The 21779-nt window shown below is 71.5% G+C and carries 20 protein-coding genes; 15 read left to right on the forward strand and 5 right to left on the reverse strand.

Annotation, left to right across the window (positions count from 1 at the left end; translation table 11 throughout):
- Together ABD224_RS00005 and ABD224_RS00010 are read right to left on the reverse strand one after the other, a co-directional pair.
- Window positions 1-318, reverse strand: a 318-nt coding sequence (locus ABD224_RS00005; RefSeq protein WP_344045246.1) for a DUF6597 domain-containing transcriptional factor, incomplete at its 3' end; no start/stop codon positions are given.
- 117 nt (window positions 319-435) lie between these two features.
- A complete protein-coding gene (locus ABD224_RS00010) occupies window positions 436-1605 on the reverse strand; it encodes a YihY/virulence factor BrkB family protein (protein ID WP_344045248.1) in 1170 nt (389 codons plus the stop codon).
- A 145-nt stretch (window positions 1606-1750) separates the two neighbouring features.
- On the opposite strand from ABD224_RS00010, the gene ABD224_RS00015 reads away from it, so the two are divergent.
- The 14 genes from ABD224_RS00015 (at window position 1751) to ABD224_RS00080 (ending at window position 16980) form a co-directional block, all read left to right on the forward strand.
- Window positions 1751-3385 carry an acyl-CoA dehydrogenase family protein gene (locus tag ABD224_RS00015; RefSeq protein WP_344045251.1) on the forward strand — a complete coding sequence of 545 codons (1635 nt, stop codon included), beginning with the start codon at window positions 1751-1753 and terminating at the stop codon, window positions 3383-3385.
- Between the two features lie 273 nt (window positions 3386-3658).
- Window positions 3659-4927 carry a helix-turn-helix domain-containing protein gene (locus ABD224_RS00020; protein WP_425580896.1) on the forward strand — a complete coding sequence of 423 codons (1269 nt, stop codon included), beginning with the start codon at window positions 3659-3661 and terminating at the stop codon, window positions 4925-4927.
- 358 nt (window positions 4928-5285) lie between these two features.
- Entirely contained in the window at window positions 5286-6635 is a 1350-nt protein-coding gene (locus ABD224_RS00025) for a hypothetical protein (protein ID WP_344045255.1), read from the forward strand.
- A gap of 139 nt (window positions 6636-6774) precedes the next feature.
- Window positions 6775-7347 (forward strand): GNAT family N-acetyltransferase, encoded by a 573-nt coding sequence (locus ABD224_RS00030; RefSeq protein WP_344045257.1) that lies wholly within the window; start codon window positions 6775-6777, stop codon window positions 7345-7347.
- Between the two features lie 390 nt (window positions 7348-7737).
- Window positions 7738-9429, forward strand: a complete 1692-nt coding sequence (locus ABD224_RS00035) for a nitrite/sulfite reductase (protein WP_344045259.1) — start codon at window positions 7738-7740, stop codon at window positions 9427-9429.
- Window positions 9426-9608 (forward strand): hypothetical protein, encoded by a 183-nt coding sequence (locus ABD224_RS00040; protein ID WP_344045261.1) that lies wholly within the window; start codon window positions 9426-9428, stop codon window positions 9606-9608. The genes ABD224_RS00035 and ABD224_RS00040 overlap by 4 nt, the downstream gene beginning before the upstream one ends.
- Complete coding sequence (locus tag ABD224_RS00045; protein ID WP_344045263.1) at window positions 9605-10315, forward strand: phosphoadenylyl-sulfate reductase; 711 nt, start codon at window positions 9605-9607, stop codon at window positions 10313-10315. The genes ABD224_RS00040 and ABD224_RS00045 overlap by 4 nt, the downstream gene beginning before the upstream one ends.
- Window positions 10316-10353: 38 nt before the next feature.
- On the forward strand, window positions 10354-10890 hold the full coding sequence (cysC, locus tag ABD224_RS00050) for an adenylyl-sulfate kinase (RefSeq protein ID WP_425580893.1): 537 nt from the start codon (window positions 10354-10356) through the stop codon (window positions 10888-10890).
- Window positions 10887-11831, forward strand: a complete 945-nt coding sequence (cysD, locus tag ABD224_RS00055; protein ID WP_344045267.1) for a sulfate adenylyltransferase subunit CysD — start codon at window positions 10887-10889, stop codon at window positions 11829-11831. Before cysC ends, cysD begins: the two co-directional genes overlap by 4 nt.
- Before the next feature lie 2 nt (window positions 11832-11833).
- Window positions 11834-13168 (forward strand): sulfate adenylyltransferase subunit 1, encoded by a 1335-nt coding sequence (locus ABD224_RS00060; protein ID WP_344045269.1) that lies wholly within the window; start codon window positions 11834-11836, stop codon window positions 13166-13168.
- 235 nt (window positions 13169-13403) lie between these two features.
- Entirely contained in the window at window positions 13404-14519 is a 1116-nt protein-coding gene (locus ABD224_RS00065; RefSeq protein ID WP_344045271.1) for an aliphatic sulfonate ABC transporter substrate-binding protein, read from the forward strand.
- 27 nt (window positions 14520-14546) lie between these two features.
- Entirely contained in the window at window positions 14547-15335 is a 789-nt protein-coding gene (locus tag ABD224_RS00070) for an ABC transporter ATP-binding protein (RefSeq protein WP_344045273.1), read from the forward strand.
- Window positions 15322-16212, forward strand: a complete 891-nt coding sequence (locus tag ABD224_RS00075) for an ABC transporter permease (protein ID WP_344045275.1) — start codon at window positions 15322-15324, stop codon at window positions 16210-16212. Before ABD224_RS00070 ends, ABD224_RS00075 begins: the two co-directional genes overlap by 14 nt.
- Window positions 16213-16215: 3 nt before the next feature.
- Window positions 16216-16980, forward strand: coding sequence for a sirohydrochlorin chelatase (locus ABD224_RS00080; protein WP_344045277.1), 765 nt, complete (start codon window positions 16216-16218; stop codon window positions 16978-16980).
- Window positions 16981-17515: 535 nt separating this feature from the next.
- On the opposite strand, the gene ABD224_RS00085 is transcribed toward ABD224_RS00080, so the two are convergent.
- The 3 genes from ABD224_RS00085 to ABD224_RS00095 form a co-directional block, all read right to left on the reverse strand.
- Window positions 17516-17737, reverse strand: coding sequence for a helix-turn-helix domain-containing protein (locus ABD224_RS00085; protein WP_344045279.1), 222 nt, complete (start codon window positions 17735-17737; stop codon window positions 17516-17518).
- Window positions 17737-18222 carry a DUF2975 domain-containing protein gene (locus ABD224_RS00090; protein ID WP_344045281.1) on the reverse strand — a complete coding sequence of 162 codons (486 nt, stop codon included), beginning with the start codon at window positions 18220-18222 and terminating at the stop codon, window positions 17737-17739. The genes ABD224_RS00085 and ABD224_RS00090 overlap by 1 nt, the downstream gene beginning before the upstream one ends.
- A gap of 326 nt (window positions 18223-18548) precedes the next feature.
- Window positions 18549-19100, reverse strand: a complete 552-nt coding sequence (locus ABD224_RS00095) for a DUF1697 domain-containing protein (protein ID WP_344045283.1) — start codon at window positions 19098-19100, stop codon at window positions 18549-18551.
- Between the two features lie 425 nt (window positions 19101-19525).
- Between ABD224_RS00095 and ABD224_RS00100 the strand changes: the two genes are divergently transcribed.
- Window positions 19526-21769, forward strand: coding sequence for an MMPL family transporter (locus tag ABD224_RS00100; RefSeq protein ID WP_344045285.1), 2244 nt, complete (start codon window positions 19526-19528; stop codon window positions 21767-21769).
- Window positions 21770-21779: the final 10 nt, after the last annotated feature.

Here is a 21779-nt window from a genome sequence, read left to right on the forward strand (position 1 = left end):
CTCGAGCCGGCCGCGCAGCCGCCCGACCACCGCGGCCGGCCACAGGCCGGCGAGGTCGACACGCCGGTCGCGCAGCTCGTGCGCGGGCACGCCCAGATAGGTGGGCGCCGTACCGGGAAGGAAACGCACCCCGGCCCAGAGCGCGGGCGGCCCGAGAGGGGCGTATGCGCGTGTGTCCGCACCGGCGACGAGCAGTCGCCCCTCGCTCCACAGCAGGTCCATGCAGCCGTCGGGCAGCACGGGGCGTGCCCCGGAGGGGGCCGGGATGCTGCGCCACACGACCGCGCCGGGCAGGCGGGAGGGGCGTTCCTGGTACACGCGGACAGGCTACCCGCGCCCTGCCGGGCCCCCGTCCCGTCGCTTTCCCGTCACCTTCCGCGTCACTTCCGCGTCACTTCTGCATCGCTTCCGCGTCACTTCTGCATCGCTTCCGCGTCACTTCTGCGTCGACGAACCGTTCCGGTCGTTCTTGTGCGGACTGCGCACACGCGCGCTCTTCACATGGGCCCGCAGCCGTGCCGTCACGTCCTCCGGGGGCAGGAAACGCGACCAGCGCTCGGGGAACTCCGACGGCATGTCCGAGTCGTCCGGGTCGTCGGGGGAACCCTTGCGGAGCGCGGCGGCGCGGGCCACGTACTCGGCGATCTGTGCCTGGCGCACCCGCTCGTTGGCGGCGCGGGCCGCGGCGGTGGCGGCGGTCGGCCAGACATGGTCGATGGCGGCGTTGACCGCGGCCCCGACGAGCACGGCGAACGCGGACACCCCGATCCACAGCAGCACGGCGACCGGCGCGGCCAGGGAGCCGTAGATGGTCGGGCCCTCGACGGTGTTGGTGAGGTAGATCCGCAGCAGGAAGCTGCCCACCACCCACATGGCCAGGGCCACCAGGGCACCGGGCACGTCCTCGATCCACGGGGAGCGCACCGGCACGGACACGTGGTACAGCGTGGTCAGGAAGACGACGGACAGCACGATGACGACGGGCCAGTACAGGATCTGGACGAGCGTCGTCGACCAGGGCAGGATCCGCACCACCGCGTCCGGTCCCGCCACCATCAGCGGCAGCGCGACCGAGCCGATCAGCAGGGCCACGATGAACAGCCCGAAGGCCAGCAGCCGGGTCTTGACGATGCCGCGTACGCCGTCGAGGCCGTACATGACGGTGATGGTGTCGATGAAGACGTTCACCGCGCGCGAGCCGGACCACACGGCGAGCACGAAGCCGAGGGAGATCACATCGGGTCTGCCGCCCTTGGTCACGTCCCGCAGGATCGGCTCCGCGATGTCCCTCACGCCCTGGTCGGACAGGACCGTGCGGGAGGCGTCGAGGATGTTGCGCTGCACGCCGGCGATGGTGTCGGCGCCGGTCCAGGCGTCGACGTAGCCGAGCAGCCCGATCAGGCTGAGCAGCAGCGGCGGCACCGACAGCAGGGAGAAGAACGCCGCCTCGGCCGCGAGGCCCAGGATCCGGTACTCCATGCACGAATTGACGGTGTCCTTGAGCAGCAGCCAGGCCATCCTCCGTTTGGATACGTTCCGGTAGAGGGCTCGGGCCCGGTGGAGGCGGCCGGACGGCCTGTCGGGGGACTCACTGGCGGACTGCACGTCCTAAAGGTATATCCCTGCCGGGGGCCGTCCCACTCGTCGACCGGGGCGTTCACCAGGCAGGACACCGCCGCCGGTACCCGGTCGGCCGGGTCCGGCACGGCCGTGTGGTGGCCGACGGCACACCACGGGTAGGTTGCGTGCCATGGCAGCCAGCACCCATACCGTGACCAACCAGGTGCCCCCGCTGACCGGCTACGACGTCTTCGCCACCGACCGCGCCCTGGTCGAGGCGGTCGAGCGGTATGTCGAGGCCGGGCTGCTCGAGGAGGTGCGCGAGGAGCTGTCGTCGCTCGGACGGTCCGCCGGCTCGGCCCAGGTGCAGGAGTGGGCCGCGCAGGCCAACAGCCATCCGCCGCGGCTGCGCACGCACGACCGCTACGGGCACCGCATCGACGAGGTCGAGTTCCACCCGGCCTGGCACCGGCTGCTCGGCAAGGGCGTCTCGGCCGGGCTGACCGCGGCCTGGAACCGTCCGGCGGGTCATGTGCGGCGCGCGGCCGGGTTCCTGGTGTGGACGCAGGCCGAGGCCGGCAACGGCTGTCCGCTGTCGATGACCCACGCGGCCGTGCCCGCGCTGCGCGCCGACCCGGATCTGGCGGCCGAGTGGGAGCCGCGGCTGACGTCCACGGTCTACGACCGCGAGCTGCGGCCCGCCCGGCTGAAGGCCGGGGTCCTGTTCGGGATGGGCATGACCGAGAAACAGGGCGGCAGCGACGTCCGGGCGAACACCACCTCGGCACGGCCCCTCGCCGAGGACGGCGCCTACGAGCTGACCGGGCACAAGTGGTTCTGCTCGGCGCCGATGTCGGACGGGTTCCTGGTGCTGGCGCAGGCGCCGGGAGGGCTCACCTGCTTCCTGGTGCCGCGGGTGCTGCCGGACGGCACCTGGAACGTGTTCCTGATCCAGCGGCTGAAGGACAAGCTGGGCAACCGGTCGAACGCCTCCGCCGAGGTGGAGTTCGACGGGACCTGGGCGCGCCGGGTCGGCGAGGAGGGGCGCGGGGTGCGCACCATCATCGGGATGGTGGCGGCGACCCGGCTGGACTGCGTGCTCGGTTCGGCGGGGCTGATGCGGCAGGCGGTGGCGCAGGCGGTGCACCACTGCACCCACCGTTCGGCCTTCGGCGGGCCGCTCGTCGACAAGCCGCTGATGCGCAATGTGCTGGCCGACCTCGCGCTGGAGTCGGAGGCGGCGACGGCGCTCGCGCTGCGGCTCGCGGCCGCCTGTGACGACGGCGGCGAACAGGAGCGGGCCTTTCTGCGTCTGGCGGTGCCGGCCGCCAAGTACTGGGTGACCAAGCGGTGCGCGCCGGTCGCGGTGGAGGCCGCCGAGTGCCTGGGGGGCAACGGGTACGTGGAGGAGTCCGGGCTGCCCCGCCTGGTGCGGGAGTCGCCGCTCAACTCCATCTGGGAGGGCGCGGGGAACATCCAGGCGCTGGACGTGCTGCGTGCGCTGCGGCGGGAGCAGGGGGCGCTCGACGCGTATCTGCGGGAGGTGGGCCGGGCGCGCGGCGCCGATCACCGGCTGGACGCGGCGATCAAGGACCTGCTGACCGAGCTGGCCGACCTGGAGGGGGTGGAGGCCCGGGCCCGGCGGCTGGCCGAACGGATGGCGCTGGTGCTCCAGGGGGCACTGCTGGTGCGGCACGCGCCGCCGGAGGTCGCCGACGCGTTCTGCGCCTCGCGGCTGGGCGGCGAGTGGGGTGCGGCCTTCGGCACGCTGCCGCACACCCTGAACCTGGCGGCGGTGGTGGACCGGGCGCGCCCGGCGCACTGAGGGGCGCACCGGCGGCGGGCGCGGCGCGGGGGTGGTGCTGCGCCGACACGGCACCACCCCCGCTGTCACCGGCCTCGCGCGGGCCGGGGGCGTCGCACGGGGCGACGTGTCACGAGTCTCGACCGGCGCACGCTCGTCCACCAGGGTTGCAAGGGGTTGCATCCTGCCGGCCCTCGTGCCCGGACTGCGCCCTTCCGCGTTCTCCGGACGGCACCATGAATCAGGCGTGCCCCCCTTTCCGGAAGGACACCAGTGGCGAAGACGCCGAAGAACATGACGCAGCTCACCGCCGTCGACACGGCGCAGGCGGCGCGGACGCTGAGCGAGACGCGCTCCGCGACGCTCGCCGGACGGCGTGCGCGGGTGGCACCGCGCCCGGTGATCGGGCAGTCCTGGGAGCGGTTGCTGCGCCGCGGCCTCGACCCCGACCAGGGAGCCTGGGTCCGTCCGCTGTCCCCCGAGGAGGTGGCACGGCGGCGGGAGACGTCCCCGCTGCGGCATGTGCTGCCGGTGCTGCGCGAGGGACTGCTGCCGGCCTCAAACGCCGTCCGCCACATCATGGTGGTCGCCGACGAGGACGGCCGGGTGCTGTGGCGCGAGGGCAGCCCGTCGGTGCTGCGCAAGGCCGACCGGCTCGGTTTCGCGCCCGGCGCCGACTGGCGGGAGGAGACCGTCGGCACCAACGGGGTGGGCACCGCCGCGGTGGTGCGCCGGCCCGTCCAGGTCTTCGCCTCGGAGCACTTCGTGCGCTCGCACGCCTCGTGGACCTGCGCGGGCGCCCCCGTCACCGACCCCCGCAACGGCCGACTCCTCGGTGTGGTGGACGTCAGCGGGCCGCTGGAGACCATGCACCCGGCCACGGCGGCCTGGGTCGGCTCGGTGGCCAAACTGGCCGAGGCGCGGTTACGGGAGCTGCACCAGGCCTCGCTGGAGCGGCTGCGGGCGGTGGGTGCGCCGGTGCTGGCCCGGCTGGGCGGCCGGGCGGCGGTGGTGGACGGGGACGGCTGGACGGCGGCGGTGACCCGGATGCCGTACACCGAGCGGATCGCGCTGCCCAAGTCCCCCACGCCGGGCCGCCGGTGGCTGCCGTCGATCGGTCTGTGCTCCCTGGAGCCGCTGGGGGACGGCTGGTTGGTGCGGGCGGGCGAGGAACCGGTCCCGCAGGACGGCGTCCGGATCGTACTGGACCTGACCCGGCCGCACCGCTGGTCGGTGACGGTCCTCGGCGGCGTGGGCTCCTGGAGCCAGGAACTGAGCCCCCGGCACGCCGAACTGCTCTATCTGCTCGCCGAGCACCGCTCCGGGCGCAGCGCGGCGGAACTGGCCGAGGACCTCTACGGCGACCCGGCCCGCACCGTGACCGTGCGGGCGGAGATGTCCCGGGTGCGGCGGTATCTGGGCGCGTTCCTGGAGCACCGCCCCTACCGCTTCCGTGAGGACATCGAGGTCGAGGTGCTGCTTCCGGACGACCCGACCGCCCTGCTGCCGCACTCGGCGGCACCGGCGGTACGGCTCGGACGGGCGTCCTCGCACGGCTCCTGAGACGCGGGCACGGCTCCTGAGAGGCGTACACGACTCCCGAGAGGCGGGCACGGCTCCCGAGAGGCGTACACGACTCCTGGGACACGCAAGAGCGACCCGAACGTTTCCGCCAACGGCCCGGGCGATCCGCGGGGCGCCCCGAGCGGCCCCGAAGGCGGCTCGGGTGGTCCCGGGGTGGCATCTTCCGTGCATTTGCCGGGTCTTCGTCCTCCAGCGGCCCGGACTGCCGTAGCATCGCCTGTGGTCGCCCCGTCTGCTTCTCGGCCAATGCTCGAACCGGCCGGAGCAGTTGGGCCCGCCGCGGAGAGGACCCAGGGGGCGCCCGGAGGCGGACCGAGCCCTGAAAAGGGAGCTCTGTATGAGGCAGCGCGGCAGACATCGCAGGCGCAGACGGGGCAGGGTGCTGCGTGCGGCCCTGGCCGGGACCGGCCTTGCGCTGACCGCGGCGGCCACCCTGATCAGCACCTCGCAGGCCACGATCGCCGTCGATCCCGGCGCCCTGAAACCGCTCACCTCCTCCACCGAACTCGACCGGCTGCGGCTGACCGAACAGCCCGTGCCGCAGCGCTCCCTGGACCGGCTCGCCGCGGCGATGGGCCAACCGGTCGGCGTCACCGAGGTACTGGACAGCGCCGACCGCCGACTGCGCACCGAGGACCAGTGCAGCGCCGAGGAGAAGAAGGCCCTGCCGATCGAACCGGCGGCCACCCGCGCGTACTGCTGGGACACCGCCGACGCCACCACCCGCCACTGGCAGCCGAAGTCGGTGACCACCTCCGGGGACGCCGACACCGACGGCCGGTGGGGCGCCCACCGGGTGATCCTCTCCGGCTGGTCGTACGACGCCGGCGACGGCCGAGGCCTGGCCCGGGTGGCGTTCGTCAACGCCGACGACCCGGACAACCTCACCTACACCTGGGCGCTGCTCGTCGTCCCGGTCGACGGCGGGCGGGACTACCGGGGGCTGGTCTCCCGGGTGTCGGGCATGGTCTGGTACCGGAACAAGCTGCTGGTCACCACCTCCGGCGCCGAGCGCGACGCGCTGTACGTCTACGACCTGCACCGCATCCAGCGCGCCACGGTCGACAGCAAGGCGGTGGGCCGTGTGCCCGGCGGCTGGTCCGCGCACGGCTACCGGTGGGTGCTGCCCGCGGTCGCCTCCTACCGCCCGGCCGACGGCGACTGCGTCGAGCCGTCCGGGCGGGGCGGGGCGGAGCGCTCCGCCCCGCCCTGCCCGGACGGCCTCTCCCTGGACCGCAGTTCCGCACCGGAGACCCTGGTCGCCAGCCGGGCGGCGCCCGCGGCGGACGGCAACGGCCGCACGCTTCTGTGGCGCTACTCCCTCAGCCGGGACCCCGCCCGCCCCGGTCTGCTGGCCACCGACTCCTCCGGGACGGCGGCCGCGCACGAGGCGTACGAGTCGAGGGCGAGCGGCGTCCGGGGTGTGCTCTCCCACCGGACGCATCCCCTCTCGCCCCCCGACTGGTACCTGGGCCGCCCCGCGGACGAGGGCACCCGCGGCATCCTGCTGCGGCAGGACCGCCGGGGCGCGAAGACGATCGCGTGCGGCCCCGAGGGCACCCACCACTGCTGGGGCGACGGCACCGGTTCCCTGTCCTACTGGCAGGAGACCGGCGAGATCTGGTCCCTGTCGGGCCGCATGCTGTTCGCGCTGCCACTGTCCTCGGTCGACCGGGAGATGCGGTAGGACACCGTCCCTGGCGACGCCTGCGGAGACGCGGTGGAGCGCCGTTCCCCGGGTGGAGCGCCGCTTGCCAGGACACCTGCGGGTGAGACGGGACACCCTCGATCGACAACGGCCCGCGGCGGATGATTCCCTGACCGGCATGACGAGCATTGCCGTGACCACCTGGTCCCTGGAACAGACCTCCCCCAGCGACCTCCTGCCGGCCGCCGCACCCGAGGGAGAGGTGCGGATCGTCCGGTCCGAGGTGCCCTCCCCCGAGTTCAGCCGGTTTCTGTACGCCTCGGTCGGCGCCGACATCCGGTGGACGGACCGGCTGGGGTGGACGTACGCCCAGTGGCAGGAGTACCTGGAGCGTCCGGGTGTCGAGACATGGGTGGCGTACGAGCGTGGCACACCGGCGGGTTACGTCGAACTGGAGGCCCAGGACGAGGGCGTCGTGGAGATCGTCTACTTCGGTCTGATCCGGTCCTTCCGCGGCCGCGGCATCGGCGGGCACCTGCTGTCGTACGGCACCGCCCGCGCCTGGGACCTGGCCGACCGCTGGCCGGGACGGCCGCCGACGAAGCGGGTGTGGCTGCACACCTGCAGCAAGGACGGCGAGTACGCGATGGACAACTACCTGCGCCGCGGCTTCAAGCTCTTCGACACCAAGGTCGAGATGGAGCCGGACATTCCGACCCCGGGCCCCTGGCCGGGGGCCTACCGCACCTGAGCCGCGGGGACACCGGCACACGCGGCCACTGTGACCTGCACCATTCTCCTCTCGCACCCTGAGACATGGATGTCCGTATTACGGACGATGCTGGACGCTGTCCAGATCTCCGTGCCACGCTTCCGCCATGTCTGGAACCGGGATCGCCTTGGTGAGCCGACGGCACGTCGACCACGGCCACATGTCCAGCGCCATCTGTTCGGCCTGTTGACCTCGCCCGTAGTGGCCTGACACCACGGGCCCGGCACCACCGGTTCCTCCCCCGTTCTCCCGCTCTTCCGCCTGCGCAATGAGGCGCGGGTGTGTCCGTCTGCCCGCTCACCTGCGCAGATCCGCCGATCCGCAGGTCCACACGCCGCATCCCCCGCTGTCCCGAAGGACGTATCGACCATGGCTGCCTCCTCGCAGAAGTCTGTCGCGCCCCGCCGCAAGGTGACCCGTCACCGTGGCGAGGGGCAGTGGGCCGTGGGGCATCTGACCCCGCTCAACAGCAACGAGCAGTTCAAGAAGGACGACGACGGTCTCAATGTGCGGACACGCATTGAGACGATCTACTCCAAGCGCGGCTTCGACTCCATCGACCCCACCGACCTGCGGGGGCGCATGCGCTGGTGGGGCCTGTACACCCAGCGCAGGCCCGGTATCGACGGCGGCAGGACCGGGGTCCTGGAGCCGGAGGAGCTGGACGACCGCTACTTCATGATGCGCGTGCGCATCGACGGCGGCCGGCTGACCACCCGGCAGCTGCGTGTCATCGGTGAGATCTCCCAGGAGTTCGCGCGCGGCACCGCCGACATCACCGACCGGCAGAACATCCAGTACCACTGGGTCCAAATCGAGGACGTGCCCGAGATCTGGAACCGGCTGGAGGCGGTCGGCCTGTCCACGGTCACCGCCTGCGGCGACACCCCGCGCGTGATGATCGGCTCGCCGGTCGCCGGCATCGCCGCCGACGAGATCATCGACGCCACTCCGGCCCTGGAGGAGATGAAGCGCCGCGTCCTGGGCAACAAGGCCTATTCGAACCTCCCCCGGAAGTTCAAGACGGCCATCTCCGGCTCCCCCCTGCTGGACGTGGTGCACGAGATCAACGACGTCGCGTTCGTCGGCGTGCGCCACCCCGAGCACGGGCCGGGCTTCGACCTGTGGGTGGGAGGCGGTCTGTCCACCAACCCCAAGCTGGGGGTGCGGCTGGGCGCCTGGGTGCCGCTGGAGGAGGTCCCGGACGTCTACGAGGGCGTTCTGTCGATCTTCCGCGACTACGGCTACCGCCGGCTGCGCAACCGCGCCCGGCTGAAGTTCCTCGTCGCCGACTGGGGTCCGGAGAAGTTCCGTCAGGTGCTGGAGGACGAGTACCTCAAGCGCAAGCTCGTCGACGGGCCCGCCCCCGAGCAGCCCGTCCAGCAGTGGCGCGACCACATCGGTGTGCACCGGCAGAAGGACGGCCGTTTCTACGTCGGCTTCGCCCCGCGTGTCGGCCGGGTCGACGGCGCCACGCTGACCAAGATCGCCGATCTGGCCGAGGCCCACGGCTCCGAGCGGATCCGCACCACCGTCGAACAGAAGATGATCATCCTCGATGTCGAGGAGGACCGGGTCGACTCGCTGCTCGAGGGCCTGGAGGCGCTGGACCTGACCGCCCGGCCGTCCTCGTTCCGGCGCGGCACCATGGCCTGCACCGGCATCGAGTTCTGCAAGCTCGCCATCGTCGAGACCAAGGAGCGCGGCGCCCGGCTGATCGACGAACTCGAGCGCCGGCTGCCGGAGTTCGACGAGCCGATCACCATCAACCTCAACGGCTGCCCGAACGCCTGCGCCCGCATCCAGGTCGCGGACATCGGTCTGAAGGGCCAGCTGGTCCTGAACGACAAGGGCGAGCAGGTCGAGGGCTACCAGGTGCACCTGGGCGGCGCACTCGGCCTGGAGCCCGGCTTCGGCCGCAAGGTGCGCGGTCTGAAGGTCACGGCGGACGAACTGCCCGACTACATCGAGCGGGTGCTCAGGCGCTACCTGAAGGAGCGCGAGGACGGCGAACGCTTCGCCGCCTGGGCCGCCCGTGCCTCCGAGGAGGCACTGTCGTGAGCGAGCGGGCGGCACCGTTCTACTGCCCGTACTGCGGCGACGAGGACCTGCGTCCCGGCGAGCAGGGCCATGGCACCTGGGAATGCGCGGCGTGCAACCGGGGGTTCCGGCTGACGTTCCTCGGGCTGCTGGCCCGGGGCGTCAAGCGGGCCGACCACAGAGGGGACCAGGGGATATGACGACGACTCAGGAAGAGCTCGACGCCGAGGAGTTGAAGGAGCTGGCCGAGCGGGCCGGCCGTGACCTGGAGGACGCCTCCGCGCTGGAGATCCTCCAGTGGGCGGCCGACACCTTCGGCAAGCGGTTCTGCGTGACCTCCTCGATGGAGGACGCGGTGGTCGCCCACCTCGCCTCCCGCGTCCTGCCCGGCGTGGACGTGGTGTTCCTCGACACCGGTTACCACTTCCCGGAGACCATCGGCACCCGCGACGCGGTCGAGGCCGTGATGGACGTCAACGTCGTCACCCTCACCCCCCGGCAGACGGTCGCCGAACAGGACGCCGAGTACGGCCCGAGGCTGTACGAGCGCGACCCCGATCTGTGCTGCCGGCTGCGCAAGGTGCAGCCGCTGGCGGAGGGCCTCAAGGGCTATCTGGCGTGGGCGACCGGGCTGCGCCGCGACGAGTCCCCGACCCGGGCGAACACCCCGGTGGTCGGCTGGGACGCCAGGCGGCAGAAGGTCAAGATCTCCCCGATCGCCCGCTGGACCCAGGACGACGTGGACGCCTACATCGCCGAACACGGCGTGCTCACCAATCCGCTGCTGATGGACGGCTACGGCTCCATCGGCTGCGCGCCCTGCACCCGGCGGCTGCGGGAGGGCGAGGACGCGCGGGCCGGCCGCTGGGCGGGCACCGCCAAGACCGAGTGCGGACTGCACACATGACGGCACACATGACGACTTCTCGGACTCAGGAGAATCACGTGACGACCGGAGCCACCGTCTGGCTCACGGGTCTGCCGAGCGCCGGCAAGACCACCATCGCGCGGGAGCTGGCCGGGCGGCTGCGCGCGGAGGGCCGCCGCGTCGAGGTGCTCGACGGCGACGAGATCCGTGAGTTCCTCTCCGCGGGCCTCGGCTTCAGCCGCGAGGACCGGCACACCAATGTGCAGCGCATCGGCTTCGTCGCCGAACTGCTCGCCCGCAACGGCGTGCTGGCCCTGGTCCCGGTGATCGCGCCGTACGCGGACAGCCGGGACGCGGTGCGCAAGCGGCACGAGAAGAACGGGACCACGTACCTCGAGGTGCACGTGGCCGCTCCGGTCGAGGTGTGCTCCGCCCGCGATGTCAAGGGCCTGTACGCCAAGCAGGCCGCCGGCGAGCTGACCGGCCTGACCGGTGTCGACGACCCGTACGAGGAGCCCGTCGCGCCGGATCTGCGCATCGAGTCGCAGCACCAGACCGTCCAGGAGTCCGCGGCGTCCGTGTACGCCCTGCTCAGCGAAAGGGGACTGGTATGACGACCGTCGCCGAGGTCACGGGGGGCGGCAGGGGCACGGACAGCCCGTACTCCCTCTCCCACCTGGACGCCCTCGAGTCCGAGGCGGTGCACATCTTCCGCGAGGTGGCGGGCGAGTTCGAGAACCCGGTGCTGCTGTTCTCCGGCGGCAAGGACTCGATCGTGATGCTGCACCTGGCGCTGAAGGCGTTCGCCCCGGCCGCCGTCCCCTTCCCGCTGCTGCACGTGGACACCGGGCACAACTTCCCCGAGGTCCTCGCCTACCGGGACCGCACGGTGGCCCGGCACAACCTGCGTCTGCACATCGCCTCCGTGCAGGACTACATCGACCGCGGCGTCCTCAAGGAGCGCCCCGACGGCACCCGCAACCCGCTGCAGACCCTGCCGCTGACCGAGAAGATCCGCAGCGAGCGGTTCGACGCGGTCTTCGGCGGCGGACGCCGCGACGAGGAGAAGGCCCGCGCCAAGGAGCGGGTGTTCTCGCTGCGGGACGAGTTCTCCCAGTGGGACCCGCGCCGCCAGCGGCCCGAGCTGTGGAACCTCTACAACGGCCGGCACGCGCCCGGCGAGCACGTACGGGTGTTCCCGCTGTCCAACTGGACCGAGCTGGACGTCTGGCAGTACATCGCCCGCGAGGGCATCGAGCTGCCCGAGATCTACTTCGCCCATGAGCGCGAGGTGTTCCTGCGCAACGGCATGTGGCTGACCGCCGGTGACTGGGGCGGCCCCAAGGAGGGCGAGCGGGTCGAGAAGCGGCTGGTGCGCTACCGCACGGTCGGCGACATGTCCTGCACCGGAGCCGTCGACTCGGACGCCGACACCGTCGAGAAGGTGATCGCCGAGATCGCCGCGTCGCGTCTGACGGAGCGCGGCGCCACCCGGGCCGACGACAAGCTGTCCGAGGCCGCGATGGAGGACCGCAAGCGCGAGGGGTACTTCTAGAGATGAGCACGACCACCACCGAGGAGCTCTCGGCCACCACCCTGCTGCGGTTCGCCACCGCGGGCTCCGTCGACGACGGCAAGTCCACTCTCGTCGGCCGGCTGCTGCACGACTCCAAGTCGGTCCTGGCCGACCAGCTGGAGGCCGTGCGGCGCGCCTCGGCCGGCCGCGGCCAGGACTCCCCGGACCTCGCGCTGCTGACGGACGGCCTGCGGGCCGAGCGCGAGCAGGGCATCACCATCGACGTGGCCTACCGCTACTTCGCCACCCCGCGCCGCCGGTTCATCCTCGCGGACACGCCGGGCCATGTGCAGTACACGCGGAACATGGTCACCGGTGCCTCCACCGCCGAGCTGACCGTGATCCTGGTCGACGCCCGCAACGGCGTGGTGGAGCAGACCCGCCGGCACGCCGCGATCGCGGCCCTGCTCCGGGTTCCGCACGTGGTGCTCGCGGTCAACAAGATGGACCTGGTGGACCACCAGGAGTCCGTGTTCGCCGCGATCGCCGAGGAGTTCACGGCGTACGCGACCGAGCTGGGCATCCCCGAGGTCACCGCCGTCCCGATCTCGGCGCTCCACGGCGACAACGTGGTCGAGCCGTCCGCGACCATGGACTGGTACGGCGGCCCGACCGTCCTGGAGCACCTGGAGACGGTCCCGGTCAGTCACGACCTGGCGCACTGCCACGCCCGGCTGCCCGTGCAGTACGTGATCCGGCCGCAGACCGCCGAGCATCCCGACTACCGCGGCTACGCGGGGCAGATCGCCGCCGGCGCCTTCCGGGTCGGCGACGAGGTCACGGTGCTGCCGTCGGGCCGTACGACCCGGATCTCGGGCATCGACCTGCTGGGCAAGCCGGTCGACGTGGCCTGGACGCCCCAGTCGGTGACCGTTCTGCTGGAGGACGATCTCGACGTCTCGCGCGGCGACCTGATCGTGCCGAGCAAGGACGCGCCCGCGACCACCCAGGACGTGGAGGCGACCGTCTGCCATCTCGCCGACCAGCCGCTGACCGTGGGCCACCGGGTACTGCTCAAGCACGGCACCCGCACGGTCAAGGCGATCGTCAAGGACATCCCGTCCCGGCTGACCCTCGACGACCTGTCCCTGCACCCGCACCCGGGCCGGCTCGTCGCCAACGACATCGGCCGGGTGAAGATCCGCACCGCCGAGCCGCTGCCGGTCGACTCCTACGCCGACTCGCGCCGCACCGGCTCCTTCATCCTGATCGACCCGTCCGACGGCGCCACGCTCACCGCGGGCATGGTCGGCGAGTCGTTCGCCTCGCCGGAGCCGGTCAAGGACACGGCCGACGACGACGGGTGGGACTTCTGAGCATGAGCCTCTCCGACTTCTACTCCGACTTCTACTCCACGTTCGCCAAGGAGGGCGGCCGGATCGGCAGCGGCGCCCTCGGCAGCGGACAGGGGGGAGTGCCGCGATGTGCGCGCTGACGTACGCGCCCTGCCCGCGCGCCCGCACCCCCCACCGCTTACCGAGACAACCTGCCGCTTCCCGGCCACGGTCCAAGGGACCGTGACCGCCGGGCCGACGAGAGGACGGACCCTTCGTGTCTGCCACCCACCGCCTCCCCATACTCCGGCGCGCCCTGGCCGCCGCCGTCGCCCTTCCGCTGCTCACGCTCACCGCCTGCGGCTACGGCTCCCAGGCCCAGGACGACGGCTCCCAGCAGAAGGTCGCCGCCGGGGCCGAGAAAATCGACGGCCTGGACTCCGTCCGGATCGGCTACTTCGGCAATGTGACGCACGCGACCGCGCTGGTCGGCGTGGAGAAGGGCTTCTTCCAGAAGGCCCTGGGCGGCACGGCCGTCAAAACCTCCGTCTTCAACGCCGGCCCCTCCGAGATCGAGGCGCTCAACTCCGGCTCCATCGACATCGGCTGGATCGGCCCCTCCCCGGCGATCAACGGCTACACCAAGTCCGGCGGCAAGAACCTGCGCATCATCGGCGGTTCGGCCTCCGGCGGGGTCAAGCTCGTGGTGAACCCGAAGAAGATCAAGTCCCTCGAGGACGTCAAGGGCAAGAGGATCGCCACCCCGCAGCTCGGCAACACCCAGGACGTGGCGTTCCTCAACTGGATCGCGGAACGGGGCTGGAAGGTCGACGCGCTCAGCGGCAAGGGCGACGTCTCGGTGCTCCGCACCGACAACAAGGTCACCCCGGACGCCTACAAGGCCGGCTCCATCGACGGCGCCTGGGTGCCGGAGCCGACCGCGTCCAAGCTGGTCGCCGAGGGCGCCAAGGTGCTGCTGGACGAGTCGACGCTGTGGCCGGACAAGAAGTTCGTGATCACGAACATCATCGTGTCGCAGAAGTTCCTCCGGGAGCACCCGAAGGCCGTGGAGGCCGTGCTGAAGGCCTCCGTCGAGACCAACAAGTGGATCAACGCCCACCCGGACGAGGCGAAGACCGCGGCGAACAAGCAGCTGCGGGCCGTCACCGGCAAGGCGCTGCCCGAGAACATCCTGGACATGGCCTGGGAGTCCATCCGGATCACCGACGACCCGCTGGCGTCCACCCTGGACGCCCAGGCACAGCACGCGGTCAAGGCGGGTCTGCTGGAGAAGCCGAAGCTGGACGGCATCTACGACCTCACCCTGCTGAACAAGGTCCTCAAGGCCGAGGGCGAGCCCGCCGTCGACGACGCCGGACTCGGCGTCCAGTAGAGCCGTAGCCGAAGAGTTCCCCGGGAGATGACGAGCATGGCCACGACCCTCGCCACGGCCGCCGAGCCCGTAGTGCACGCGGCGCGCCTCGAGAACGTCTCGAAGTCCTACACGACGCCGGGCGGGCAGCAGCTCGTCCTGGACGGCATCAGCCTCGATGTCGCCCCGGGCGAGTTCGTCACCCTCCTGGGGGCCTCGGGCTGCGGCAAGTCCACCTTGCTGAACCTGGTGGCGGGCCTCGACCGGCCCACCTCCGGCTCCCTCACGACGGACGGCCGCCCCGCCCTGATGTTCCAGGAGCACGCCCTGTTCCCGTGGCTGACCGCGGGCAAGAACATCGAACTCGCCCTGAAGCTCCGAGGGGTGCCGAAGCCGCAGCGGCGCGCCAGGGCCGAGGAGCTGCTCGAACTGGTCCGGCTGAAGGGTGCGTACGGCAAGCGGGTGCACGAGCTGTCCGGCGGTATGCGCCAGCGCGTGGCCCTGGCCCGCGCGCTCGCCCAGGAGAGCAAGCTGCTGCTGATGGACGAGCCGTTCGCGGCCCTGGACGCCATCACCCGGGACGTGCTGCACGACGAGCTGACCCGGATCTGGCAGGAGACCGGGGTGTCGGTCCTGTTCGTGACGCACAACGTGCGCGAGGCGGTGCGGCTCGCCCAGCGCGTGGTCCTGCTGTCCTCCCGTCCGGGCCGGGTGGCCCGCGAGTGGACGGTGGACATCCCGCAGCCGCGCCGTATCGAGGACGCGCCCGTCGCGGAGCTGTCCCGGGAGATCACCGAAGTACTGCGTGGGGAGATCCGCCGCCATGGCCAGCACTGACACCAAGACGGACCGCAGCGCCGAACTGGCCGACGTGGAGGCCGGGCTCGACGCGCTGGAGACTACCGAGACCGGGCGCACGCCCGTCCGGCAGATCGTCGTCGACAAGATCCTGCCGCCGATCGTGGCGATCACGGTGGTCCTGGCGGTCTGGCAGGCGCTGATCTCCTTCGAGGTGGTCGACGACCCGACCAAGCTGCCCTCGCCGGCCGATGTGGCCCGCGAGTTCCAGGACGCCTGGCTGCAGGGCACGCTGCTCGGCTTCATCTGGACGTCCGTCTCGCGCGGTCTGCTGGGCTTCCTGCTCGCGCTGGCGATCGGCACCCCGCTGGGGGTGCTGGTGGCCCGGGTGAAGTTCGTGCGCGCGGCCATCGGCCCGGTCCTGTCGGGTCTGCAGTCACTGCCGTCGGTGGCGTGGGTGCCGCCGGCGGTGATCTGGCTGGGCCTGAACAACTCGATGATGTACGCGGTGATCCTGCTCGGCGCGGTCCCGTCCATCGCCAACGGCCTGGTGTCCGGCATCGACCAGGTGCCGCCGCTGTTCCTGCGGGCGGGCCGCACGATGGGGGCGACGGGGCTCCGGGGCGCCTGGCACATCGTCCTGCCGGCCGCGCTGCCGGGCTATCTGGCCGGTCTGAAACAGGGCTGGGCGTTCTCCTGGCGCTCACTGATGGCGGCGGAGATCATCGCCTCCTCGCCGGATCTGGGCATCGGCCTGGGCGCCCTGCTGGAGAACGGCCGGAACGCGAGCTCCATGCCGATGGTGTTCCAGGCCATCATCCTGATCCTGTTCGTCGGCGTCGCCATCGACCTGCTGATCTTCAGTCCGCTGGAGCGGTGGGTGCTGCGCAGCCGTGGTCTCCTGGTGAAGAGCTGACCCATGTCCCGGCCCCCCGTCCAGCCCGTGCAGCCCGTTCTCCTGGTCGTAGCCCACGGCAGCCGCGACCCGCGGCACGCCGCCACCGTGCACGCCCTGGTGCGGCGGGTGCGCTCCCTGCGCCGCGGGCTGCGGGTGGAGACCGGCTTCCTCGACTTCGACCTGCCCTCACTGCAGGGCGTGCTGGAGTCGCTGGCGGCCCAGGGGGTGCGGGACGTGGTGGCTCTGCCGCTTCTGCTGACGCGCGCCTTCCACGCGAAGACGGACATCCCGTCGGTGCTGCGTCAGGCGCCGTCGCGGCTGCGCATCCGGCAGGCCGACGTCCTCGGCCCGTCACCGCTGCTGACCCAGGCCCTGGAGCGCCGGCTGCACGAGGCGGGGCTGTCCCCCGCCGACAAGTCCTCGACCGGGGTGGTTCTGGCCTCGGCGGGGTCCTCCGACCCGGAGGCGATCGCAGTGATCGCGGATATCGCGCGGGAGTGGCGGCGCAGGGGTTGGTGCGCCGTGCGACCTGCGTTCGCCTCCGCCTCTCCTCCGCGCACCGAGGACGCGGTGCGCGCACTGCGGGCGCTGGGCTGCGCGAAGGTCGCGGTCGCGCCGTACGTGCTGGCCCCGGGCCTTCTGCCGGACCGTATCGCGCGGGGCGCCGCCGAGGCACGGGCCGACGTCCTGGCCGATGTCCTCGGCCCGGCGCCGGAGGTGGCGCGGGTGCTGCTGGAGCGGTACGACGCGGCCCGGCTGCCGCTGCGGGCGCTCCCGGGCGCCTGACGGACGGCCGGCGGCGCGTCCGCGGTCCGGCACTCCCCCGTGGTGCCGGGCCGCGGACGGACCGGCCGTCGCCCACCGGACGACCCGGTGTGCGACGGTCACCGTTCCCTACAGCGTCGAGTGCCGCCCAAGTGTCACTGCGGCACCGCGAGAAGGACCGGACAGGGATCGGATCTCGCCAACCGTGCACACCGGACACCGCCGGGACCACCGGGCCTCCAGAAGCTTCTGAAGCCCAGGTGAAAGGGCCGGCGAGCAGGGGCTGGTCGATGAAGCAGGCGGGATCCACGAATCCGGCGCCAAGCGCCTACGGCGAAGCCCCCGCCCTTCCGCGCTGGAAGGACGGGGTGGCGGTGAAGAGGTCACGTTCGCGGGCCGCGGCAATCGCCCAGGACGGTGCGGTACGGGTCGGCCGAAATCCGCCCCACGGGGTCAGGACGGTGCCGCGGGTGATCGGCGTTCCGCGTCCATGCGGTCCACGCGCCGGTGCACGGGCCGACGGTGCCGGGCGTTGCCACGCCCGCCCTGGGGCACCTCATCCACCCGCGGCATCCTCGGCTTCCCAGCGCAGCAGGTCACCCGGCTGGCACTCGAGCACCTCACAGAGTGCGGCGAGTGTCGTGAAGCGCACCGCCTTGGCGCGGCCGTTCTTGAGGACCGCCAGATTGGCGGGCGTGATCCCCACACGGTCCACGAGTTCACCCACGGACATCTTCCGCCTGGCCAGCATCACGTCGATGTCGACGACGATCGCCATCAGATCACCTCGTCCAGCTCGGCCCGCATCCGCGCGGCCTCGACGTCACGCGCGACGGCCTGGGCGAGCAGCGTCCGCAGCACGCTCACGATGAGCGCGACCCCGAGAATGGCCACGCCGATCCCGCCCATGATGACGATGACGCCCGGGTCCTCCTCCTGGCCCGGCGCACTGAAGGCCGTGGCCGCGAACCACACCAGGGCAGCCGCCACGATCGCGCCGATCACGCCGTCCACGTACCGGAAGGCGGCGTGGGAGAACACGGTTCCGTGTTGCACCATCGTCACCAGCCGCCCTATGCAGACCAGCGCGACCTGGACCGACACCATGCCCAGGATCACGATCACGCGCAGCGGGGTCAGCGGGAGCGCCCCCTCCTCCGGATCGGTGGCCATTGCCCACACCATCGACACCTGCACGAACACGGTACCGACGAGCACCACCGCGAGCACAGCACGCAGCGCACGCACTGTCAGCTTTCCCATGCCCCTTCCTTCCATCGATCCACGATAGAAATCTATCGATTCTCGATAGGTGCAGCAAGAGTGGGAACGGAGGGAGGGCGGCGGTTCCGCACTGCGGCGGGGCGCCGCTCCCTCTTCTGTGGCATGACGCCGGATCGGTGGCCGTCGGTCCGGAGCTCCAGGGCGGTGGGGCCTGGGGCAGTACCCACGGGCACCGAGGTGAGGGGCCGGACGGCATGACCGCGTGTCAGCTCTGTTGTGGCACCGGGCGCAAGGCGCGTTCGGCGAGCTCGAAGACCGTGGGTCGGGTGCCCGCCGACCATCCTCGGACGACGGCGCCCGCCCCGTCAGGTGTCCCGGGCGGTGAGTTCGACGAGTTTGAGCACCGTGTTCCAGTTGCGGCTGGTCGCGATCACCCCCTTGTTCAGCCGAGGCCTGGACAGATGCTCGGCGAGCTTGGAGCGGCCCACTCCGTTCGGCGCGTACAGGTACAGGACACGGTCGCCGAGGCGGAACTCCTCGGGCAGGTGGGCGGTCCGGTCGATCTCCGCGAAGCGCGCCGCGTCGACGGGGGCGGAGTAGTAGATGACGTGCAGTTGCCTGCCCTCCAGCTCGGCGGCCGGGAACGGACAGGCCTCGGCAACCGCCCGCAGATAGGCGTGATCACGCACGATCACGTCCACCGGGAACCCGAACCGCCGCGCGACGGCCTCCGCGAGCTCCGCGGCCAGCGACTCCTCGTCGCCGCGCCCGGAGGTGAAGACGACCTGCCCGCTTTGCAGATACGTACGGACACCGGTGTGGCCGAGATCCTCCATCAGGGTGCGCAGCTCGGCCATCGGGAGCTTTCTGCTGCCCCCCACATTGACTCCGCGCAACAGCGCCGCATACGTCGTCATCCGTCCACTCTAGGGCGGTCATCCGTCCACTCTAGGGCGGCTGCCGTGCCCCGTGGGGGCGGGCGCGGCAGCCGCTCCGGAGTGGACGGACCCGTTCGACACGATGGCCGATCGCAGCGCACGGTTCAACTTCTGCACGCAGCTGTGACTGGTTCAACATGCCGCGGCCACAGGGCCGAACCCCTCCCGCGGAACGTACACCCTGATTCCCGCCCCGGAAAAACCCGGACTGTTGTAAGGGCCCGTCGTCCTCCTCAGTGCGGAGGACACGGTCTCCAGGAGGAGGAGCCGCGACGGCGGCACTTCACCGATCAGCACGACGAGACGGACTTGTCCGGCTCCTACCTTCGACACAGAAGGTGGCGGCAGGGGGCCGCCTCCGCGCGTACAAGGGCCCGCAGGGCCCGCAGAGGGGGCAATCCCGTATGGGGAACGGAGGAGATGCAGGTCTGCGGGGCTTCGCCGCGCGGGCCGGCGGCTGGAGCGCCCGGCATCCCTGGGCCGCTGTCGGCATCTGGGTGCTGTTCGTCGTCCTGGCGATGGGACTCGGTTCGGCGACGGGCCGACAGGACGTCCAGCAGGGCGACCAGCTCAAGGGCGAGACACACACCGCCGCGAAGATCATCGAGGATGCGGGGATCAAGGAACCGGCGGGTGAGACCGTCCTGATCCAGGCGAAGGACGGCACCGCCAAGGCCACGGACGCCGGCTTCCGGGCGGCCGTCGCCGATGTGATCAAGGCTGTCGAGGCGACCGGCCAGGTCACCCGTGTGACCTCGCCGTACGACGCGAACACCATCTCCCAGGACGGCCGCAGCGCGCTGGTGCAGTTCGCGATACGCGGTGACGCGGACACCGCGAGCGAGCGGGTGGAGCCGGTGCTGAAGGCCGTCGAGGGCGTCCAGAAGGACCACACCTCGCTGCGGATCGAGGAGGTCGGCAGCGCCAGTATCCAGAAGCAGTACGCCGACGCCTTCGGGGAGGACTTCAAGAAGGCCGAGTACTCCGCCGTTCCGGTGGCCCTCGGCATTCTGCTGATCGCCTTCGGCGCGCTGGTGGCCGCGCTGCTGCCGGTGGCGCTGGCGCTCACCGCGGTCATGGCGACGATGGGCCTGATGGCCGTCGTCAGCCATCTGCAGCCGATGAGCGACACCGCCAACTCCGTGATGCTGCTGGTCGGCATGGCGGTCGGTGTCGACTACTGCCTGTTCTATCTGCGCCGCGAGCGCGAGGAACGGGCGGCCGGGCGCGACGCGGGCGCCGCGCTGCGCATCGCCGCCGCGACCAGCGGCCGTGCCGTCGTCGTCTCCGGTGTGACGGTGTGTGTGGCGATGGCGGGCATGCTGTTCACCGGCATCGCCGAGTTCGAGGCGATGGGCCTTGCCTCGCTGATGGTGGTGGCGGTCGCGATGATCGGGTCGGTGACCGTGCTGCCGGCGCTGCTGTCACTGCTGGGCGAGCGGGTCGAGAAGGGGCGGATCCCGTTCCTGAGGCGGCGCGACGGCCGTGCCGAGAGCCGGTTCTGGAGGGCCGTCCTGCGGCGGGTGCTGGCCCGGCCCGTGGTGTCGGTCGTGGTGGCGGCCGGTGCGCTGCTCGCCGTCGCGGCTCCGGCGCTCGGCATGAAGACCTCGGAGCTCACCCTGGACCAGGAGTTCAGCGACTCGCTGCCCATCGTGCAGACGTACAACCGGGTCAACGAGGCCTTCCCGGGCGGCTCCGGTCCGGCCCGGGTGGTGGTCGAGGCCGAGGACATCACGGCCCCTCAGGTGCGCCGGGCGCTGGAGGAGTTCAAGGAGCAGGCGATCGCCTCGGGTGCCTCGCGCGGCCCGGTCGACGTCCGGCTGTACGAGGCGCAGAACGTGGCCGTCGTCTCCGTCCCGCTGGTCGGCGGCTCCGACCTGGACAAGGCCGGCCAGAGCCTGCGGAAACTGCGGGACGAGGTGCGGCCCGCCACGCTGGGCCGGGTCGACGGGGTGCGGGCGCCGATCACCGGCCAGGTCGCCGGCTCGCACGACTTCAACGACCAGCTCGCCGGCTCCGTCGTCCCCGTCTTCGCCTTCGTCGTGGTCTTCGCCTTCCTGCTGATGCTGCTCTCGTTCCGCTCGCTGAGCATCGCGATCACCTCGATCCTGCTCAACCTGCTGTCGGTGGGCGCGGCCTACGGCATCCTCGTCACCGTCTTCCAGCACGGCTGGGGCGCCTCTCTGGTGGGCGCCGACGGGGTCGGGGCGATCGTCACCTGGCTGCCGCTGTTCCTGTTCGTGATCCTGTTCGGCCTGTCGATGGACTACCACGTCTTCGTGGTCTCCCGGATCCGCGAGGCAAGGCTGCGCGGCCTCGCCACGAAGGAGGCGATCCAGCACGGCGTGGTCACGACGGCGGGCGTCGTCACCAGTGCCGCCGTCATCATGGTCGCCGTCTTCGCGATCTTCGGCACGCTGTCCATGCAGTCCATGAAGCAGATGGGTGTGGGCCTGGCGGCCGCGGTCCTCATCGACGCGACCGTCATCCGCGGTGTGCTGCTGCCCGCGGTGATGTCCCTGCTGGGCGAACGCAACTGGTACCTGCCCGCATGGCTGCACCGCCTCCCCGACCTCTCCCATGACACGCCCCCGCGGCAGGCGGCCGTCCCGCCCGCGCCGAGGACGGGCGAACGCCTGGAGGTCTGAACCGCCCCTC

This window comes from Streptomyces thermoalcalitolerans (assembly GCF_039525155.1).
Taxonomy (GTDB): Bacteria; Actinomycetota; Actinomycetes; order Streptomycetales; family Streptomycetaceae; genus Streptomyces; species Streptomyces thermovulgaris.

Bases quoted from the DNA above. Each gene is read 5' to 3' on its own strand.
- ABD224_RS00020 (WP_425580896.1), top strand. From the start codon at position 3,659: ATGACGCAGCTCACCGCCGTCGACACGGCGCAGGCGGCGCGGACGCTG.
- ABD224_RS00085 (WP_344045279.1), bottom strand. From the start codon at position 17,737: ATGGCGATCGTCGTCGACATCGACGTGATGCTGGCCAGGCGGAAGATG.
- ABD224_RS00100 (WP_344045285.1), top strand. From the start codon at position 19,526: ATGGGGAACGGAGGAGATGCAGGTCTGCGGGGCTTCGCCGCGCGGGCC.
- ABD224_RS00070 (WP_344045273.1), top strand. From the start codon at position 14,547: ATGACGAGCATGGCCACGACCCTCGCCACGGCCGCCGAGCCCGTAGTG.
- ABD224_RS00080 (WP_344045277.1), top strand. From the start codon at position 16,216: ATGTCCCGGCCCCCCGTCCAGCCCGTGCAGCCCGTTCTCCTGGTCGTA.
- ABD224_RS00035 (WP_344045259.1), top strand. From the start codon at position 7,738: ATGGCTGCCTCCTCGCAGAAGTCTGTCGCGCCCCGCCGCAAGGTGACC.
- ABD224_RS00095 (WP_344045283.1), bottom strand. From the start codon at position 19,100: ATGACGACGTATGCGGCGCTGTTGCGCGGAGTCAATGTGGGGGGCAGC.
- ABD224_RS00075 (WP_344045275.1), top strand. From the start codon at position 15,322: ATGGCCAGCACTGACACCAAGACGGACCGCAGCGCCGAACTGGCCGAC.
- cysD (WP_344045267.1), top strand. From the start codon at position 10,887: ATGACGACCGTCGCCGAGGTCACGGGGGGCGGCAGGGGCACGGACAGC.
- ABD224_RS00045 (WP_344045263.1), top strand. From the start codon at position 9,605: ATGACGACGACTCAGGAAGAGCTCGACGCCGAGGAGTTGAAGGAGCTG.
- ABD224_RS00025 (WP_344045255.1), top strand. From the start codon at position 5,286: ATGAGGCAGCGCGGCAGACATCGCAGGCGCAGACGGGGCAGGGTGCTG.
- ABD224_RS00090 (WP_344045281.1), bottom strand. From the start codon at position 18,222: ATGGGAAAGCTGACAGTGCGTGCGCTGCGTGCTGTGCTCGCGGTGGTG.
- ABD224_RS00015 (WP_344045251.1), top strand. From the start codon at position 1,751: ATGGCAGCCAGCACCCATACCGTGACCAACCAGGTGCCCCCGCTGACC.
- ABD224_RS00060 (WP_344045269.1), top strand. From the start codon at position 11,834: ATGAGCACGACCACCACCGAGGAGCTCTCGGCCACCACCCTGCTGCGG.
- ABD224_RS00030 (WP_344045257.1), top strand. From the start codon at position 6,775: ATGACGAGCATTGCCGTGACCACCTGGTCCCTGGAACAGACCTCCCCC.